Here is a 15,523-nt window from a genome sequence, read left to right as displayed (position 1 = left end):
GGCCGCTATCCGAGGAAACGCTTTGCGATGCGGATCAGCCGCTCGACGCGCGGCCGATAGGGCGGAAAGAGCATCGGCACCGCCGACCAGCGCTCCTTGAGGATCGGCTTGACGTGGCTGAAGGCCTGAAAGCCGAAATACCCGTGTGCCGCGCCGATGCCGGAATTGTTGACGCCGCCGAACGGCAGACCCGCATGGCTGTAGTGCATGGTGGTAAGGTTGACGCCGACGCCGCCGGAAGAGGTGCGGGCGACGATCTCCTCTGCGAAAGCCGCATCCTTCTCGAAGATGTAGAGAGCCAGCGGCTTCGGCCGCGCGTTGATGCGGTTAATCACCTCGTCCAGCCCGTCATAGGCCATGATCGGCAGAACCGGGCCGAAGATCTCCTCGCGGTCGATGTCCATCTGCGGCGTGATCGCCTCGATCAGCGTCGGCGCAAGATAGGTGCCCTCCGCCTCGCCGCCGAAGCTGATCCGGGCACCCTTGTCCGTTGCATCCTGAAGCAGGCCGCGAAGGCGCTCGGCGTGGTGAGCGTTGACGATGCGGGCATAATCGCGGCTCGCCTGCGGATCCGCGCCATAGGCATGGCGGATCGCTGCCCGCAACGCCTCTGAAAAGCGTGCCTCGATGCTGCGATGGACGAAGACGTGGTCGGGAGCGATGCAGGTCTGGCCGGCATTGACGAATTTGCCGAAGGCGATCCACCGCGCAGCCTTGTCGAGATCGGCACCCGGCCCGACGATGGTCGGCGACTTGCCGCCAAGCTCCAGCGTCACCGAAGAGAGATGGCGAGCTGCCGCCGCCATGACGATCTTGCCGACCTCTGGACTGCCGGTGAAGAAGATATGGTCGAAGGGCTGGTCGAGAAGTTGCTGCGAAACCTCCCGGCCGCCCTGGACCACAGCGACGAGATCGGGCGGAAAGGTCTCCTCGATGATGTCGGCGATCACCTGCGAGGTGGCGGGCGTCATCTCCGACGGTTTGACCACCGCACTGTTGCCTGCCGCCAGCGCTGAGACGAGCGGCCCAAGCGCCAGGTTGAACGGATAGTTCCACGGCGCGATGATCAGGCAGAGCCCGCGCGGCTCCGGACGGATGCGGGCAGAGGTGCCGAGGGTGGCAAGTGTCGGCGCAACGCGCCGTTCCCGCATCCACCGCTTCAGGTGCCGCATCGTATGGCGGATTTCCTGCAGCACCGGCAGGATCTCGGTCAGGATGACCTCGGGCTCCGGCTTGCCGAAATCCCGACGGAGGGCCTCGACGATATCCCGCTCGCGCCGCTCGATGGTCTGGCGCAGATGGGCAAGGGCTCCCTTCCGCTCCTCCAGCCCGAAGCGCAGCCGCCGTTCCGCAACTGCCGCCTTCTGCCGCGTGACGGTCGCTTCGATCCTGTCGCCGTCCATTCGCCCTCCTTGCCGTGAACAAGGTCCACCGCCGCACCCGCTTCTTCCTGAAGGTGGTAACCGAGCTTGGGCCAGGCCTCAATCGCTGGCAAGTCATTTTGATCTGCCGGGGTTGGCCCCGGCCACGTATCCATTGACGCCAGCTCTCGCGATCGCCACATGCTGCCGCGATGGCGAAGAGCAAGAAGAACGCGGACATCCCGACGATTACCGAAACCTGGAGCCTGCCGGCGGCAGCAACCTTCGGGTCGCTCGTTCGGGCCAAGGGCATCCTTCTGGAAATCCGCGCGCGGTTGCCGACGGCGGTGCGCAAGTCGCTCGACTACACCGTCGCAAGCTTGACGCTCTCCATGCCCGAAGGCGCCGAGGCGGAATTCCGCCACACCGCCGCCAGCGTGTCGAAGGCGCTCGAGGGCATCGAGGACCTGCCGGTGATCCCGCGTGAGATCCAGGACATCCTGTCGATCTCCACCACCGAGCGCCACCGCTGGCTGGAGGACGGACGGCTCAAAAGCGCCGGCACGCGCACCGTCAAGCTTCGCGGCCGCGCTCGCCAGATCACCTTCCATGTCTTCGACCCGAAGCTCGTCAAGGACCTGCTCGACCATGGCACGGTGGACGAATGGCGCGAACACGACAAGGCAGCGGCGGCCGAAAACCGGCGGCGTGCCGCCTTCAAGGCAAAGCTCACCCGCTCGCTGAAGAAGAACAAGTCTAACCCGAAAACCGCAGGCAAGGCTGCGGACGAAGCTCCGCCGCTCGCCGGCTGGGACGATTTCGATCTCGACGGACTTCTCCGCTGAACCGCGGTCCCGGTATGGCAAAGCTGAAAATCATGATAAGCGCCCGCCACCCGACACCAACAGGAGGTTCCCCGTGAGCGAACTGACCGTGGCCGAGGCCACCGACCGCATCTACCAATCGCTGGCGGCCGACAATGCCGATCTCGACACCCATATCGCCAGCCTCAAGGCAGCCCTCGCCCGCGAAGGCCAGAAGGAAGCCGTCTTCGATCCCGCTAGGCTCGCCCAGAACAACCGTTCCGGCCGCAAGCTGATGCAGGCCTATTTCCGCCAGCGCGGCGTGACGGTGACGTTCGCCACCGCCTGATGCCGGCAGGCAGATACGGTCAGGCACTCCGCCTGACCGCCACCCTGTCACGCCCCGGTGACCCGCCAGATGACGTCGCCGACGTCGTCGGCCATCAGCACCGCGCCGTCGGCGGCAAGCGCCACGCCGACCGGCCGCCCGTAGGAATGCTTCTCGTCCGGCGACAGGAAGCCGGTGAGGATCTCGCGCGGCATGCCGACCGGCCCGCCGTTCTCGAAGGCGACGAAGGCGAGCTTGTAGCCGGAAAGCTTGGAGCGGTTCCACGAGCCGTGCTGGCCGATCGCCATGCCGGCCGGAAAGCCCGGCAGCGTTCCCTCCGGCAGCCAGCAGAGCCCGAGCGAAGCCGTATGGCCGCCGAGCGCGTAATCCGGCTGCAGCGCCGAGGCGACCTTGGCCGCATCCTGCGGCACCCGGTCGTCCACCACCCGGTCCCAGTAGCAGAAGGGCCAGCCGTAGAAGCCGCCGTCGACGACCGAGGTCAGGTAGTCCGGCGGCGTCTCGTCGCCCAGCCCGTCGCGCTCGTTGACCACCGTCCAGAGCGTGTCCCGCGACGGCTCCCAGGCCATGCCGACCGGGTTGCGCAGGCCGCCCGCAAAAATGCGCGATTGCCCCGAGGCGATGTCGTATTCGTGGATGCAGGCGCGGTTTTCCTCCACCGCCATGCCGTGCTCGGCGATGTTGCTGAGCGACCCCACCGCCACATAGAGCTTGGTCTTGTCCTTGCTGGCAATCAGGTTGCGCGTCCAGTGGCCGCCCGGAACGAGGTCCATCAGCTTGCGGCCCGGCTGGGTGATCCTCGTCGCGCCGGGCTCGTAGGGATAGGCGAGCAGCGCATCGCTCGCCCCGACATAGAGCGTGTCGCCGACCAGCGCGATGCCGAAGGGCTGGCGCACGTTTTCGAGATAGGCATGGCTCTCCTCCGCCACGCCGTCGCCGTCGGCGTCGCGCAGCAGCGTCACCCGGTTAGGACTATCGCCGGCTGCCCGCGCCCGCTTCATCGTCGCCGTCATGGCATGGTCGAAGAGGCTGCCGGGCTTGTCCGGCTCACTCATCGATTCGGCCACCAGCACGTCGCCGTTCGGCAGCACATGCATGTTGCGCGGATGCACGAGCCCGCGCGCAAAGGCATTGACCTTCAGCCCCGGTGCTGCGGTCGGTTTATGGTCGCCCTCCCAGCCCTTCGCCGTCGGCATCTTCAGGGTCGGCAGCTTGCCCTGCGGCTTGGCCTCCGGAATGGCCGGCGCGGTTCCATAGACCGGCGCGCGCTCGCCATCGCGGGAATGACGGACGGCAACGGTGACATCGCCCACAAGGGCAACAAGACGGGCTAACAGGGAAGGCTCGGCCATAGGACGCCTCAAACAAACAGGAAAAAGGGAAAGCCGGACGCTAAAGCCTTTGCGCGGGAAGCACCAGAGGCGGATAGGGATATTTCACAAGGCAGCCGCGTTGACCACACGCCCCGGGGGCTCCCTCGCCCGCCCTCAGATCTCGTCCCGCAATGCCCGCTCAACAAAGTCCTCCGGGTCGCTGGTGAAATCCTGGTAGAGCCGGAAGTGCCGTGTCTGGCGAAGCTCCGTTTCCGCTAGCCCGCCGCGGGTGATCTCCAGAAGCCGGGCGCCGGGCACCGCCATCAGGATGGGCGAATGGGTCGCCATGATGATCTGGGCGCTGGCCGTCTCCTGGATCTGGTGGAGAAGGCGCAAGAGTTCCAGCTGGCGTTTCGGCGAAAGCGCGCTTTCCGGCTCGTCGAGGAAATAGATGCCCTGCCGGCTCATGCGCTCCTCGAAGAAGCGCACGAAGCCCTCGCCATGGCTCCAGGAGAGAAAATCCGGCGGTGCCGCATGGGCGTCGCGGGCGGCCTCGTCGAGGAAGCGGGCGACCGAGAAGAAGGATTCGGCGCGGAAGAACCAGCCCGCCGTCACCTTGGGCAGCCAGGCCGCCCTGAGCGCAGAGGCCAGCAGCGCGCCGCTCCGGTCCACCGCGCGGGAGTGGTCGAGAGGCCTGTAGCCCTTGCCGCCGCCCGCCTCGTCATAGCCGCAGAGCGCGGCCACCGCCTCGATCAGCGTCGATTTGCCCGTGCCGTTCTCCCCCACGATGATCGTCACGGGGGTTACGAAATCGAGGGAAAAATCCCCGTCGAGCCAGGGAAGGTTGAACGGATAGTCGCCGCCGAGGCTTGCATCCTCGCGCACCGAAAGGCGCTTCAGATAGGGCGCCGGCAGGTTCGTCAATCTGGTCTTCCGCATCGCAGCCCGCCAATCTCCAGAACCCTTCGTGACAGGAGCAATACGGCCGATCAAGGGCCGGCGTCCCCGAAGGCGGGTCGAGGATGGCGGATCGGCAGGTCGGCGCGTCTGCCGCTTCGGACCTTGCGGCACGATCCGTTCAGGATCGGGAGATCCCCAGCCCTCGCACCGCCGGGCTCCGCGCAAGGCTCACCGGTCGCAGGAAATCGCAACGAGCTCCAGTGCCTGCTCCGCGACCGAAACGACGTCCCCCACCCGCTTGCCCATCAGCTGCCGGGCGACGGGAGACACATGGGAAATCGTGCCCGCCTTGGGATCGGCCTCGTCCTCGCCGACGATCCGGTAGCGCTGGACCCGCCCGTCCTCCCGCGAAAAGGTCACCGTGCTGCCGAAGGCCACGACCTCCGACGCCAACGGCTCGGGCACGACCTGCGCCGAACGCACACGCTCGGTGAAATAGCGCAGATCCCGCAAGGGCCCCCGCCGCCTGCCGCCGCCGCTCGTTGACGTCCTCGATGGCGCTTGCCGCCCCATAAGCCTCCCGCGCCTCCTCCAGCTGCCGCTTCAAAGCCTCCAGCCCCGCCTCCGTCACGAGGTTCGGATGCGGCGAGACAGGACGATCCGGCAACAACGTCTCCGCCGCCGTTTCCGCACTCTCTTCCTTGACGAAGGCAACGCTCATGGTGGGGGTGGTCCTTGTCCGACGATTTCGCTCTACCAGGATATAGGCCGAAGGCTGCAACTCCTCCAGCTTTGGGTGTGGCTCGCATGAAACAGCTGAGGTGGAATAACTTCACCCCGCCCGCAAGTGTTTGGGGGTGCCCATCAAATGTCGCCCGGTTCGCTTTAGCCTCTTTTCCAGATACAGATCGAGAGGTACTCCTAAGAGCGGGACAGTTCGTATGGTGAGGGAATGGCGAAGGGAATCTTCTACCACAAAGTCGACAGCACTTATGACGACGTCACGGGCATCCGCTATCACTTCCCTAAGACTTATTTTTCTCGTGTTCGGCAGACGGTTGGGGACTGGGTAATCTACTATGGTCCACTCCCTCGGATGCGCAGCAGATACTATTCCGGCCTGGCGCGGGTCTCATCAGTTAAACCGGATCCACGTAGAGATGACCACTTCTACGCTCATCTTGAAGACTATTTGGACTTCGATGCGCCTGTAGATTACGTGGCCGGCGGTGGGTTCGAGAGGAAGCTCGTCGGACCAGATCTATCCATTAATCCCGGGCGCAGCGTACAAGCCATTCGTATCATCGAAGAGGAGGAATTCGCCTCCATCGTCGCGGCAGGCCTTGGACAGGAAGACGAATGGCCCGCTCGTTTGGAAAGCCAGACAATCCTCCACTTTGAAGAGGCGCCACAGTCCTCCTATGATGTAGGTGATTTCGAGCGACCCATACTGCTGCAGACAATCAGCCGTCCCTTCCGCGACGCCAAGTTCCGACAACATATCCGTACCGTCTACGATCGCACCTGTGCGTTTACCGGTTTGCGTCTCATCAACGGCGGCGGTCGCCCTGAAGTGGAAGCCGCACATATCATCCCGGTGGAACGCGGCGGAAATGACTCGGTGCAGAATGGTATCGCCTTGTCCGGGACAGTTCACTGGATGTTCGATCGAGGCCTACTTTCTATGGGGGATGACTACAAAATCATCTGCTCACGCCATCTCAATGAGGACGTGACGCATCTATTGACGAAGGATCTCGTCGCTCGCGTACCCACCGAACTCCGATATCGACCTCATCCTCGATACCTTAGTTGGCATCGGGAGAATGTTTTCAAGCAGTAGCGGTTGAACTGGTCGGTGAAGTAGCGGGCCTCCCGCAACAAGCGACGCTTTTCCATCGGGAGTTCCTCGCCCCTCTGTCATTGCACCAGTGCAACTCTCAACCTGCTCGAGATCCATCGTAACTCCTCCCCAAGCTCCGGCAGCCTTGGGATTTCGCACCGTTTACGATAGATCTCCCCCATGCCTGACCTCGCAATCGTTCTTTTCCTGCTCGTTTTAGCCATCATCATGTTCGCGCTCGGGCGTCCCCGGATGGATGCCGTTGCGCTGATCATGGTGGTCGCCCTGCCCCTGACCGGCGTGATCGGCATTGATGATGCGCTGGCCGGCTTCGCCGACCCCAACATCGTGCTGATCGGCGCCCTGTTCGTGGTCGGCGAGGCGCTCGTCCGGACGGGGATCGCACAGCGCCTGGGCGATTGGCTGGTGCGCAAGGCAGGACGCAGCGAGGCCCGGCTGATCGTGCTTCTGATGGTCGTGGTCGCCGGCATCGGATCGTTCATGAGTTCGACGGGCGTGGTAGCGATCTTCATCCCGATCGTGCTGCGGATCGCGCGCAATGCATCAATACCTGCCGGACGATTGATGATGCCGCTCTCGGTCGCAGCACTCCTGAGCGGCATGATGACCCTCGTCGCCACAGCGCCGAACCTCGTCGTCCATGGTGAACTTGTTCGCAACGGGTTTGAAGGCTTCGGCTTCTTCGCCTTCACGCCGTTCGGTATGCCCCTGCTTGCACTGGCCATCGTCTATATGTTGATTGCCAAGCGGTTCCTCGGTCGAGACGCGGCGCCGACCGAACCGGTGAAGCGCCCGACACTTGGCCACTTAGCCAAGGCCTACCGGCTGGAAGGCAGGGAGCACAGGCTGGTCGTGCGGCCGAGTTCTCCGCTTGTCAGCGACCGCCTGAGCGCATTCGATCTTCGGGGGAGCGAAGGCATCAATATCATCGCGATCGAGCGCGCCACCCGCTTCGGGCGGCAATTGATGCGGCCAAAGGCCGAGAGCCGTATCGAAGTCGGCGACGTGATGCTGATCGACGCCCGGTCGCCGGATCTCGATATGGACGCGTTGGCCGAACGGTATGGGCTTGCCCGGCTCGCGCTCGGAAATGCCTATTTTGGTGACCGTTCACAGGAGATTGGAATGGCCGAACTGCTCGTGTCGCCAGACTCGAGCCTCGTTGGCAAGACAGTCGTGGACGGGCGTTTCCGCAGTTTGACGGATCTTGTCGCGCTCGGTATCCGCCGAGGCCGGGAGGCGATTGACACGCCTGTAACCGACGTCGTCCTCCAGACCGGCGACACGATATTGGTGATCGGTCCCTGGCGAGCGATCGCTCGCGTGCCGCAACGTGCCGAGCGGCTGATCCTGCTCAACGCACCGATAGAGATGGAGGATGTGGCGCCAGCATCCGACCGCGCTCCCCATGCCGCGGTTATTCTGCTCGCGACAGTCGCGCTCATGGCGTCCGGCATCGTCCCCAACGTCGTCGCGGCCTTGCTCGGCTGCCTGTTGTTCGGCCTGTTTGGCTGCATCAACATGAATGCCGCCTATCGCTCCGTCCACTGGCAAACGCTCATACTGATCGTCGGCATGCTGCCCTTTTCCATTGCGCTTCAACGGACGGGCGGGATCGATATCGTCGCCCAATGGCTGCTGGCCATGGTGGGCGGGGCCCCGCCGCGTGTCGTACTGGCAACGCTTTTTGTCCTGACCGCGGTGCTGGGGCTCTTCATCTCCAATACGGCAACTGCGGTGCTCATGGCCCCGGTTGCGATAGCGCTTGCCGGCGCGCTCGACGTCTCGCCCTATCCACTCGCCATGACGGTTGCCCTGGCTGCCTCTGCGGCCTTCATGACGCCGGTCTCATCACCGGTGAACACGCTGGTGGTGGGGCCGGGCAACTACCGGTTTGGTGACTTCGTCAAGATCGGCGTGCCGTTTGCGATGGTCGCGCTGGTGGTCACGGTCCTGCTCGTGCCGCTCCTGCTGCCGTTCTGATGCAGGATCCTTTCGGTTCACTTGGCCAGTATCGCTGTATCTGCCACCCCCTGTCGGAATCCCCTCTCCCCATCCGTCCTTGCCTCATATAACCTCGCCGGCGCCACCGCCGGCCTTGTACGGGAGAGGGTCATGGCAAGTGCATATCGTTGGGTAATTGTCGCCGCCGGCGGGCTGATGGGCTGCGTGGCGGCGGGGACCATGTTTTCGCTGGCGATCTTCCTGGAGCCGGTGGCGAGCGAGACCGGCTGGTCGCGCGCCGGCATTTCCACCGCCATGACGCTGAACTTCCTGGTCATGGGCCTCGGCGGCTTCCTGTGGGGCTCGCTCACCGACCGTTTTGGCGCCCGGATCGTGGTGCTGATCGGTTCGGTCCTGCTCGGCCTGGCGCTGGTGCTGGCAAGCCGCGCCGAAAGCCTTCTCGCCTTCCAGCTCGCCTATGGAACGCTGGTGGGGCTTGCCGCCAGCGCCTTCTTCGCGCCGATGATCGCCGCCGTGATGACCTGGTTCGACGAGCAGCGCGGCCTTGCCGTCTCGCTCGTTTCCGCCGGCATGGGCATGGCGCCGATGACCGTCTCGCCGCTCGCCCGCTATCTGATTTCCGCCACTGACTGGCGCACTGCCATGCTGATGATCGGCGTCTGCGCCTGGGCGATCCTCCTGCCCACCGCACTCCTGATCCGCCGTCCGCCGGCGCTCTCGGAGAGCGATCAGGCAAGCGCGGTGGAGGCGCGCCGCCAGCCGCTCTCGCGCCTGCTGCTGACGCCGCAATTCCTCGTGCTCGGCTTCACCTTCTTTGCCTGCTGTGCCGCCCATTCCGGGCCGATCTTCCACATGGTGAGCTATGCCACGCTCTGCGGCATCGCGCCCATGGCCGCCGTCAGCATCTACAGCGTCGAGGGGCTGGCGGGGCTTGGCGGCCGCGTGCTCTTCGGCGTGCTCGCCGACCGGATCGGCGTCAAGCCGGTGCTGGTCGCCGGCCTCCTCGTCCAGGCGGCGGTGATCTCGGCCTATCTCGCTGCAGACAGTCTGACGAGCTTCTACACGCTGGCGGTGATCTTTGGTGGCACCTATGGCGGCGTCATGCCGCTTTATGCGGTGCTGGCGAGGGAATATTTCGGCCCGCATGTGGTGGGCACCGTCTTCGGCGCCGCCACCATGCTGTCGTCGGTCGGCATGGCCTTCGGCCCGCTCGCGGGCGGCTGGGCCTTCGACGCCTTTGCCAGCTACCAGTGGCTGTTCATCGGGTCGGCGCTGGTGGGCCTCGGGGCGGTCGCCATCGCGCTCGCCTTCCCGCCGCTGCCGGGCAAGGAGGCAGAACCGGCCGGCGCCGTGGCCTGAGAGAACTTGCCGCCGCCGGGCCTTCGCCCTAGCCTCCCGTCACGACAGGAAGGAGCGGATCATGGACGACGTCACCGGCGGCTGCCTCTGCGGAAGCGTCCGGCTCACCGCCCGCGGCAAGCCCTACCGCACCGGCCTCTGCCACTGCCTCGACTGCCGCAAGCACCACGGCGCCCTCTTCCACGCCTCCGCGATCTTCCCGACCGACGCGGTGACGATCGAGGGCGAGACGTCGGCGTTTCGCGGCCGGCACTTCTGCCCCCGCTGCGGCTCCTCCGTCTTCGGCACCAGCGCCGACGAGGTCGAGGTGGCGCTCGGCGCGCTCGATGCCCCGGACCAGTTCACCCCCACCTACGAGCTCTGGACGATCCGCCGCGAGGCCTGGCTGCCGCCCTTGCCCCTGAAGCACCATTACGCGCACGACCGCGAGGGCACCGGCCGTACGGAGGACTGACGTCACCGGCCGGAGACAGCGTTTTCACGTTTCCCTTTTGTACTCATTTTTGCGGTCCGCCCTCTTCACTTTCCCCCGGACTCTCGCCATATTCCGGCGATGGCCAAATCCCACCGCAAGTCCGCACCCCCGAGCCCGAAAAACGACGGTTTCGAGGAAGCCCCGCAATCCGGTTTCGAAGGCGCGCCGCTCTCCGGCAGCGTCTCGGACTGGGTGAAGCAGATGGAGGCGGAGGCGGAAGCCTCGGGCATCGAGACGCAGCGCGAGATCGCCTCCAAGGCCGGCAAGCACCGCAAGAAGATCGAGATCGCCGCCCGCGAAGCCGCGATCAAGGAAGCGGCCAAGGACACGGCGAAGACGGCCCCGAAAATCGCCCAGAAAACCGCCAAGCACACGACGGCGTCAAAAACCGCCCGCGGCGTCTCCATCGGCGCCTCGTCGGACCCGGCCACCCGCGCCGCCGCCGGCCTCAACCCGGTCGCCGGCCTCGACGTCTCGCTGGAGGAGGCAAAGTCGCTCGCGCCCGGCGCGGTCACCGCGACGGTCGATGCGCTGGCCAAGCTGATCGAGAGCGGCAATCCGCTGTTCAAGGACGGCAAGCTGTGGACGCCGCACCGCCCGGCCCGGCCGGAAAAGTCCGAAGGCGGCATTTCCATCCGCATGGCGTCGGAGTACCAGCCCGCCGGCGACCAGCCGACGGCGATCGCCGATCTCGTCGAGGGCATCAACACCGGCGAGCGCTCCCAGGTGCTTCTCGGCGTCACCGGCTCGGGCAAGACCTTCACCATGGCCAAGGTGATCGAGGCGACGCAGCGCCCGGCCGTCATCCTGGCGCCCAACAAGACGCTCGCCGCCCAGCTCTATTCGGAGTTCAAGAGCTTCTTCCCGGACAATGCGGTGGAGTATTTCGTCTCCTATTACGACTACTACCAGCCGGAAGCCTATGTGCCGCGCTCCGACACCTATATCGAGAAGGAATCGTCGATCAACGAGCAGATCGACCGGATGCGCCACGCCGCCACCCGCGCCATCCTCGAGCGCGACGACTGCATCATCGTCGCCTCCGTCTCCTGCATCTACGGTATCGGCTCGGTGGAAACCTATACCGCCATGACCTTCCAGATGTCGGTCGGCGACCGGCTCGACCAGCGCCAGCTGCTCGCCGATCTCGTCGCCCAGCAGTACAAGCGCCGCGACATGGACTTTCAGCGCGGCAGTTTCAGGGTGAGAGGCGATACCATCGAGATCTTCCCCGCCCACCTGGAGGATGCCGCCTGGCGCATCTCCATGTTCGGCGATGAGATCGACGCGATCACCGAATTCGACCCGCTCACCGGCCAGAAGACCGGCGACCTGAAGTCGGTGAAGATCTACGCCAACTCCCACTATGTCACGCCGCGCCCGACGCTGAATGCCGCCATCAAGTCGATCAAGGAGGAGCTGAAGCACCGCCTCGCCGAGCTCGAGGCCGCCGGCCGCCTGCTGGAGGCCCAGCGGCTGGAGCAGCGCACCCGCTACGACATCGAGATGATGGAGGCGACCGGCTCCTGCGCCGGCATCGAGAACTATTCGCGCTATCTCACCGGCCGCCGCCCCGGCGAGCCGCCGCCGACGCTGTTCGAATACATCCCCGACAATGCGCTGATCTTCATCGACGAGAGCCATGTCACCATTCCGCAGATCGGCGGCATGTATCGCGGCGACTTCCGGCGTAAGGCTACCCTCGCGGAGTACGGATTCCGTCTGCCGTCCTGCATGGACAACCGGCCGCTGCGCTTCGAGGAGTGGGACGCCATGCGGCCGCAGACCGTCGCCGTCTCCGCCACGCCCGGCAACTGGGAGATGGAACAGGCCGGCGGCGTCTTCGCTGAACAGGTCATCCGGCCGACCGGCCTCATCGATCCGCCGGTGGAAGTCCGCCCGGCCAAGAGCCAGGTCGACGACGTGCTCGGCGAGATCCGCGAGACCGCGAGCAAGGGCTACCGCACGCTCTGCACCGTTCTCACCAAGCGCATGGCCGAAGACCTCACCGAATACCTGCACGAGCAGGGCGTGCGCGTCCGCTACATGCATTCCGACATCGACACGCTGGAGCGCATCGAGATCATCCGCGACCTGCGCCTCGGCGCCTTCGACGTGCTGGTCGGCATCAACCTGCTGCGCGAGGGCCTCGACATTCCCGAATGCGGCTTTGTCGCCATCCTCGATGCCGACAAGGAAGGTTTCCTCCGCTCCGAAACCTCGCTGATCCAGACCATCGGCCGCGCCGCGCGAAACGTGGACGGCAAGGTCATCCTCTATGCGGACAATATCACCGGCTCCATGCAGCGGGCGATGGACGAGACCGCGCGCCGCCGCGAAAAGCAGATGGCCTATAACGAGGAACACGGCATCACGCCGGAATCGGTGAAGCGCAACATCTCCGACATCCTCGATTCCGTCTACGAGCGCGACCACGTCCGCGCCGATATCTCCGGCGTCTCCGGCAAGGGTTTTGCCGATGGCGGCCACCTCGTCGGCAACAACCTCCAGGCGCATCTCAACGCGCTGGAAAAGGACATGCGCAACGCCGCCGCCGACCTCGACTTCGAAAAAGCCGCGCGCCTGCGCGACGAGATCAAGCGCCTCAAGGCTGTGGAACTGTCGGCCATGGACGATCCCATTGCGCGCGAGGAGTCGAAGGCCATGGAAGGCGCCAAGCGCAACGCCCAGGCCACCCGCCAGTCGTTGCCATCGGGCACACCCTCTCCTTCGTCATCCTCGGGCACTCCTTCTCCTTCGTCATCCTCGGGCGAGCGCAGCGAGACCCGAGGACCCAAAGCCACGGGTGAGGAACAATCCTCCTACTTCACCAAGCCCAGCTTGAACGACATGGGCCCCGGCACCGACATGCCGACCCCCCTCTTCCGCAAGAACACCTTGGACGAAATGACGGTCGGCCGCACCGAAAAACCCCTCCCCGGCAAGCTGCCGACAAAACCGGGCGCCGCCCCCTCCTCTCCCCTTGTGGGAGAGGATAGTTCGCCCCAAGAGGCGCAGCCGATTGGCGAGGCGAACTTGGTGAGGGGGTCGGGCCAGCGCTTCTCGCCGCTCTTGGAAGGCCAGCCGGAGCGCGGCGACCCGTCCCCCGTCATCCGCGGCAAGGTCGGCGTCGGCAGCTACGAAGATCCCGGCGAGCAGAAGCGCAAGGGGCGGACGAAGGGCAAGACTGGCCGTCCGGGGCGGTGAGGCATTAGCAGCCTCCTTTTTCTCTCTTGAGGAGAGAATTTGAAGGCAGCACCTTAGCGTCAGCTAATCGCTAGAACTTGCAAGTTGCGCCTACGCCTTGCCTCTTGTGCCGCTTCGATGAGGATCCTATCTTCGTAAGCGTCTTCTTCGCATCAGCGAGAGCAGAGGCCGATAGGCGCCAGCTAACTCGCGGCAGAAAGCTGAGAAACGATATCCGGCCCCAGTTGCGAAATTATGCTTGAGTCTTCGTTTTCGATATATGCCGGGCTTTTATCCTCGATCATTGGCAGTGGCTCACCGTAGTACCAATCCTTCCTGCGGCCATCCTCTTTTTTGCGGGAACGCTTTTCGAATATGTCCCGGTATCGACGCGGAGATATTCCCACGAAGGGCCGGAACAAGACCTTCTTCTCAGAAAGGTCATCTTCGAACGTGATCGAGTCGGAATTCAGTTCAACTGCGTAGCTCTTGGGGTATGGCTCGAGATCTGATGCCTGATGAGACGATATGTTTCGCGCACATGTGACACGGGAATGTGGTGCAGTACATGGTTGCGCCCCGTATGCTGACACCTGTTCTAGCAGCATCTGTTATTGCAGACATCTCCGCATGGATCATCCGGCCAAACTCAATAATGTCCATCACCTGAGAGTCTTTGATATCTTCGTGGCTCATAATCTCCCTAAGCTGCTCTACTGCGTTGCTTTTCGAGGCCAGCTCATTAGACAGGAATCCTGCCTTATTCATCCTCTCTAGTAGATCGTGAAGGATCTCAAGTTTGCGTGAATGATTGGCATCTCGACCACGTTCGAAATCGCGCTGCGCGTTCTCTCCATCCTCAGCCCAGTAGGTTCCTCCGAAAGCCCGTGGCACTTCATTGCATCCCATCGCGAGGATCTCTCCCGCTGCAGTGAATACCGACGCCCCCACTTGACGAGAGAGATCTATAGAACGCAGAGAAGCGGCAGCGGCCGTGTACATCCCGTATTCCATCTTCGTGGGAGACCGTCCATTGTGCCCGAAGAACGATTCAAAAAACCGCTTGAGCGTCTCATCGATGTTCTTTTTGTTCATTCCATAGACGAAAATGTCACCGAGGTGGAATATATTCGATATTTTCTGACCAAAACTTCCGATGCCCTCGTCAAAGTCTTTTTTTATGAGGTCTATCGCCTCTTTTTCACATTCATCTTTATCTTTTGCAGATTCATCAAATTCTTTTATCTTTCTGGCGATTTCGGCGCGACGTTCCTTCTCGGAAGCCGAAATCGAAATTTGGATAAACTTCCTTCCGTAGGTTTTCCTCATCAGCTCGATTTCGTGAGGTCGCTTGAATTGCCGGATGATGTAAGCGTAGCCCAGAGCCGGTTTTTCTGGATCTGAAGTGATTGCTTCTCTCTCCGCCCTTATGCGAGCAACCGCCAGCGCTGCCAGCGCTGCAGAGCTACCAGCGATTTCGCAAACTTTGTCAGCGTAGGCGATGAGGGAGTGATATTTCGCACTGAAGGAAGTCTCGTCAACGGCCACCCCGGTGGCAATAGCCTTCATCAGTTCAGTGATGCGTAGTGGGACTGACTTGTACTGAAGATTTGCGAGTTCTCTTATGATGACGTCTTGAACATAGTCTAGGTCCACGCCAATTGGACCGACGAGGCCGATAACGAGCTCCGGCTTTCTAGAATCATCCATACCGCCCCTCCCCGACAAGCATTGATAATTTGTGAACAAAGCTAGAAATTAATCGTTATGAGAACGCGCAGGAATCGCGTTTAATGAGATGTGTAATAGCAACCTTTGGTGGAGGCGACAATGTCAAGCGATTGCGTGGTCGTGAAGGATGCGCCGGTTTCACAAGTCAACGAAGTCAAGTGGCTTGGTGAGCAGTTGTTGGTAGCGCTCAGGAACTTGACAAGCAGGCCGCTGGAGCGGC

11 protein-coding genes and 1 pseudogene are annotated in these 15,523 nt (G+C 63.3%); 7 read left to right on the top strand and 5 right to left on the bottom strand.

Annotated elements, in window-relative coordinates; genetic code table 11:
- Positions 1–5: 5 nt before the first annotated feature.
- A complete protein-coding gene (locus FN060_RS07430) occupies positions 6–1,403 on the bottom strand; it encodes an aldehyde dehydrogenase family protein (protein WP_077546079.1) in 1,398 nt (465 codons plus the stop codon).
- 170 nt (positions 1,404–1,573) lie between these two features.
- On the opposite strand from FN060_RS07430, the gene FN060_RS07425 reads away from it, so the two are divergent.
- Together FN060_RS07425 and FN060_RS07420 are read left to right on the top strand one after the other, a co-directional pair.
- Positions 1,574–2,206 (top strand): hypothetical protein, encoded by a 633-nt coding sequence (locus FN060_RS07425; protein ID WP_142587510.1) that lies wholly within the window; start codon positions 1,574–1,576, stop codon positions 2,204–2,206.
- A gap of 73 nt (positions 2,207–2,279) precedes the next feature.
- Entirely contained in the window at positions 2,280–2,513 is a 234-nt protein-coding gene (locus FN060_RS07420; protein ID WP_077546081.1) for a hypothetical protein, read from the top strand.
- Between the two features lie 47 nt (positions 2,514–2,560).
- Here the strand turns inward: FN060_RS07420 and FN060_RS07415 are convergent, their stop codons facing one another.
- The 3 genes and pseudogenes from FN060_RS07415 to greA form a co-directional block, all read right to left on the bottom strand.
- A complete protein-coding gene (locus FN060_RS07415; protein ID WP_142587509.1) occupies positions 2,561–3,862 on the bottom strand; it encodes a PQQ-dependent sugar dehydrogenase in 1,302 nt (433 codons plus the stop codon).
- 135 nt (positions 3,863–3,997) lie between these two features.
- On the bottom strand, positions 3,998–4,762 hold the full coding sequence (locus FN060_RS07410; RefSeq protein ID WP_142587508.1) for an AAA family ATPase: 765 nt from the start codon (positions 4,760–4,762) through the stop codon (positions 3,998–4,000).
- A 189-nt stretch (positions 4,763–4,951) separates the two neighbouring features.
- A pseudogene (gene greA, locus FN060_RS07405) lies at positions 4,952–5,444 on the bottom strand (transcription elongation factor GreA).
- A gap of 231 nt (positions 5,445–5,675) precedes the next feature.
- Here greA and FN060_RS07400 point away from each other — a divergent pair.
- The 5 genes from FN060_RS07400 (at position 5,676) to uvrB (ending at position 13,593) form a co-directional block, all read left to right on the top strand.
- The gene (locus tag FN060_RS07400; RefSeq protein ID WP_142587507.1) at positions 5,676–6,566 is read left to right on the top strand and encodes an HNH endonuclease; all 891 of its coding nucleotides are present in this window, start codon (positions 5,676–5,678) and stop codon (positions 6,564–6,566) included.
- 180 nt (positions 6,567–6,746) lie between these two features.
- Entirely contained in the window at positions 6,747–8,570 is a 1,824-nt protein-coding gene (locus tag FN060_RS07395) for an SLC13 family permease (protein ID WP_077546088.1), read from the top strand.
- 132 nt (positions 8,571–8,702) lie between these two features.
- Positions 8,703–9,911 carry an MFS transporter gene (locus FN060_RS07390; RefSeq protein ID WP_142587506.1) on the top strand — a complete coding sequence of 403 codons (1,209 nt, stop codon included), beginning with the start codon at positions 8,703–8,705 and terminating at the stop codon, positions 9,909–9,911.
- A 61-nt stretch (positions 9,912–9,972) separates the two neighbouring features.
- The gene (locus FN060_RS07385) at positions 9,973–10,365 is read left to right on the top strand and encodes a GFA family protein (RefSeq protein ID WP_142587505.1); all 393 of its coding nucleotides are present in this window, start codon (positions 9,973–9,975) and stop codon (positions 10,363–10,365) included.
- Between the two features lie 99 nt (positions 10,366–10,464).
- On the top strand, positions 10,465–13,593 hold the full coding sequence (uvrB, locus tag FN060_RS07380; RefSeq protein ID WP_142587504.1) for an excinuclease ABC subunit UvrB: 3,129 nt from the start codon (positions 10,465–10,467) through the stop codon (positions 13,591–13,593).
- A gap of 453 nt (positions 13,594–14,046) precedes the next feature.
- Here uvrB and FN060_RS07375 read toward each other — a convergent pair whose 3' ends face one another.
- Positions 14,047–15,282, bottom strand: a complete 1,236-nt coding sequence (locus FN060_RS07375) for a deaminase (protein ID WP_244665714.1) — start codon at positions 15,280–15,282, stop codon at positions 14,047–14,049.
- Between the last annotated feature and the right edge of the window lie 241 nt (positions 15,283–15,523).

This window comes from Pseudorhizobium halotolerans (assembly GCF_902153235.2).
Taxonomy (GTDB): Bacteria; Pseudomonadota; Alphaproteobacteria; order Rhizobiales; family Rhizobiaceae; genus Neorhizobium; species Neorhizobium flavum.
Note: the sequence above shows the minus strand (reverse complement) of the source record. Positions and strands in the feature narration are given on the sequence as shown.

What these genes read in the sequence shown, in the direction of transcription:
- FN060_RS07430 (WP_077546079.1), bottom strand. Translation starts at nt 1,403, where the DNA reads ATGGACGGCGACAGGATCGAAGCGACCGTCACGCGGCAGAAGGCGGCA.
- FN060_RS07425 (WP_142587510.1), top strand. Translation starts at nt 1,574, where the DNA reads ATGGCGAAGAGCAAGAAGAACGCGGACATCCCGACGATTACCGAAACC.
- FN060_RS07415 (WP_142587509.1), bottom strand. Translation starts at nt 3,862, where the DNA reads ATGGCCGAGCCTTCCCTGTTAGCCCGTCTTGTTGCCCTTGTGGGCGAT.
- FN060_RS07410 (WP_142587508.1), bottom strand. Translation starts at nt 4,762, where the DNA reads ATGCGGAAGACCAGATTGACGAACCTGCCGGCGCCCTATCTGAAGCGC.
- FN060_RS07400 (WP_142587507.1), top strand. Translation starts at nt 5,676, where the DNA reads ATGGCGAAGGGAATCTTCTACCACAAAGTCGACAGCACTTATGACGAC.
- FN060_RS07395 (WP_077546088.1), top strand. Translation starts at nt 6,747, where the DNA reads ATGCCTGACCTCGCAATCGTTCTTTTCCTGCTCGTTTTAGCCATCATC.
- FN060_RS07390 (WP_142587506.1), top strand. Translation starts at nt 8,703, where the DNA reads ATGGCAAGTGCATATCGTTGGGTAATTGTCGCCGCCGGCGGGCTGATG.
- FN060_RS07385 (WP_142587505.1), top strand. Translation starts at nt 9,973, where the DNA reads ATGGACGACGTCACCGGCGGCTGCCTCTGCGGAAGCGTCCGGCTCACC.
- uvrB (WP_142587504.1), top strand. Translation starts at nt 10,465, where the DNA reads ATGGCCAAATCCCACCGCAAGTCCGCACCCCCGAGCCCGAAAAACGAC.
- FN060_RS07375 (WP_244665714.1), bottom strand. Translation starts at nt 15,282, where the DNA reads ATGGATGATTCTAGAAAGCCGGAGCTCGTTATCGGCCTCGTCGGTCCA.